This window comes from Sphingomonas jatrophae, from assembly GCF_900113315.1.
Taxonomy (GTDB): Bacteria; Pseudomonadota; Alphaproteobacteria; order Sphingomonadales; family Sphingomonadaceae; genus Sphingomonas_P; species Sphingomonas_P jatrophae.
Map to the genome: position 1 here is coordinate 1 of NZ_FOZG01000006.1, position 2,634 is coordinate 2,634.

2 rRNA genes are annotated in these 2,634 nt (G+C 54.6%); both read left to right on the plus strand.

The annotated features are described in order from the left end of the window. Positions 1 to 2,454, plus strand: a 23S ribosomal RNA gene (locus tag BM360_RS19155); the annotation flags it as partial. 92 nt (positions 2,455 to 2,546) lie between these two features. Beyond that, positions 2,547 to 2,634 (plus strand): 5S ribosomal RNA (gene rrf, locus BM360_RS19160); the annotation flags it as partial.

The window sequence follows — 2,634 nt, forward strand, 5'->3', positions numbered from 1 at the left end:
GTTTGGAAAGGCCGACCATAGCGGGTGACAGTCCCGTATGCGAAACTGATGTGTCAGGACTTGAGTAGGGCGGGACACGTGTAATCCTGTCTGAACATAGGGGGACCACCCTCTAAGCCTAAATACTCGTATGCGACCGATAGCGAACAAGTACCGTGAGGGAAAGGTGAAAAGCACCCCGATGAGGGGAGTGAAACAGTACCTGAAACCGAATGCCTACAAGCAGTCAGAGGATCTTTAGGGTCTGATGGCGTACCTCTTGCATAATGGGTCTGTGACTTAATGTATCGAGCAAGCTTAAGCCGTTAGGTGTAGGCGCAGCGAAAGCGAGTCTGAATAGGGCGTTTTTAGTTCGATGCATTAGACCCGAAACCCGGCGATCTAGGCATGACCAGGATGAAGGTGGGGTAACACCCACTGGAGGTCCGAACCGATTACCGTTGAAAAGGTACCGGATGAGTTGTGTTTAGGGGTGAAAGGCCAATCAAGCCGGGAAATAGCTGGTTCTCCGCGAAAACTATTGAGGTAGTGCCTCGTGTGAATACCGATGGGGGTAGAGCACTGGATGGGCTAGGGGGTCGCGAGATCTACCGCACCTAACCAAACTCCGAATACCATCGAGTAATGCACGGGAGACAGACGGCGGGTGCTAAGGTCCGTCGTCAAGAGGGAAACAGCCCTGACCTACAGCTAAGGTCCCCAAGTCACGTCTAAGTGGGAAAGCATGTGGGATTTCCAAAACAACCAGGAGGTTGGCTTAGAAGCAGCCATCCTTTAAAGAAAGCGTAACAGCTCACTGGTCTAAACAAGAGATCCTGCGGCGAAGATGTAACGGGGCTCAAGACGTGCACCGAAGCTTAGGGTGTGGATTTATCCACGCGGTAGCGGAGCGTTCCGTAAGCCTGTGAAGCAGTCTGGTAATGGGCTGTGGAGGTATCGGAAGTGCGAATGCAGACATGAGTAGCGATAAACAGGGTGAGATGCCCTGTCGCCGAAAGACCAAGGGTTCCTGCGCAAGGCTAATCCGCGCAGGGTGAGCCGGCCCCTAAGACGAGCCCGAAGGGGGTAGTCGATGGGAATGCGGTTAATATTCCGCAGCCTGGTGGTGTGTGACGGATCGCGTAAGTGGTATGCCCTTATTGGATTGGGTGTGCTGCGAAGTGGTTCCAGGAAATAGCCCCACCGTATAGACCGTACCCGAAACCGACACAGGTGGTCTGGTAGAGTATACCAAGGCGCTTGAGTGAAGTATCCTGAAGGAACTCGGCAAATTGCCTCCGTACCTTCGGAAGAAGGAGGCCCCATCTATGCGCAAGCACTGATGGGGGGCACAGGCCAGGGGGTAGCGACTGTTTAGCAAAAACACAGGGCTCTGCTAAGTCGGCTTCAAGACGACGTATAGGGTCTGACGCCTGCCCGGTGCCTGAAGGTTAAGTGGAGGGGTGCAAGCTCCGAAATGAAGCCCAGGTAAACGGCGGCCGTAACTATAACGGTCCTAAGGTAGCGAAATTCCTTGTCGGGTAAGTTCCGACCTGCACGAATGGCGTAACGACTTCCCCACTGTCTCCAGGATATGCTCAGCGAAATTGAATTCTCCGTGAAGATGCGGAGTACCCGCGGTTAGACGGAAAGACCCCGTGCACCTTTACTGCAGCTTCAGAGTGGCATTAGGAAAGAGCTGTGTAGCATAGGTGGGAGGCTTTGAAGCCAGGGCGCCAGCCTTGGTGGAGCCATAGGTGAAATACCACCCTGCTGTTTTCTGATGTCTAACCTGCACCCGTGAAGCCGGGTGAGGGACCCTCTGTGGCGGGTAGTTTGACTGGGGCGGTCGCCTCCTAAAGAGTAACGGAGGCGCGCGATGGTTGGCTCAGGCCGGTTGGAAACCGGCTGTTAGAGTGCAATGGCATAAGCCAGCCTGACTGCGAGACTGACAAGTCGAGCAGAGACGAAAGTCGGTCATAGTGATCCGGTGGTCCCTCGTGGAAGGGCCATCGCTCAACGGATAAAAGGTACGCCGGGGATAACAGGCTGATAACCCCCAAGAGCTCATATCGACGGGGTTGTTTGGCACCTCGATGTCGGCTCATCACATCCTGGGGCTGGAGCAGGTCCCAAGGGTTTGGCTGTTCGCCAATTAAAGTGGTACGTGAGCTGGGTTCAGAACGTCGCGAGACAGTTTGGTCCCTATCTGCCGTGGGCGTCGATATTTGAGAGGAGTTGACCCTAGTACGAGAGGACCGGGTTGAACATGCCTCTGGTGGACCTGTCATCGTGCCAACGGTGCAGCAGGGTAGCTATGCATGGACGGGATAACCGCTGAAAGCATCTAAGCGGGAAGCCTCCCTCGAGATAAGATATCTTAGAGCGGTCGAAGACCACGACCTTGATAGATCGGATGTGGAAGTGGAGTAATCCATGGAGCTAACCGATACTAATCGCTCTATTCGCGCTTGAAAGTCCCACCATCAACGACAGGGCTGACTTCAAAGCTCAAGCATCAGGTGCATCGGTTTCTAGAACATCCTCGACACGCGCCGGCCTCATAGCTTGGTGGCCATAGCGTCCGTGACCCACCCGATCCCATCTCGAACTCGGCCGTGAAACCGGACAGCGCCGATGGTACTATCGCCTAAG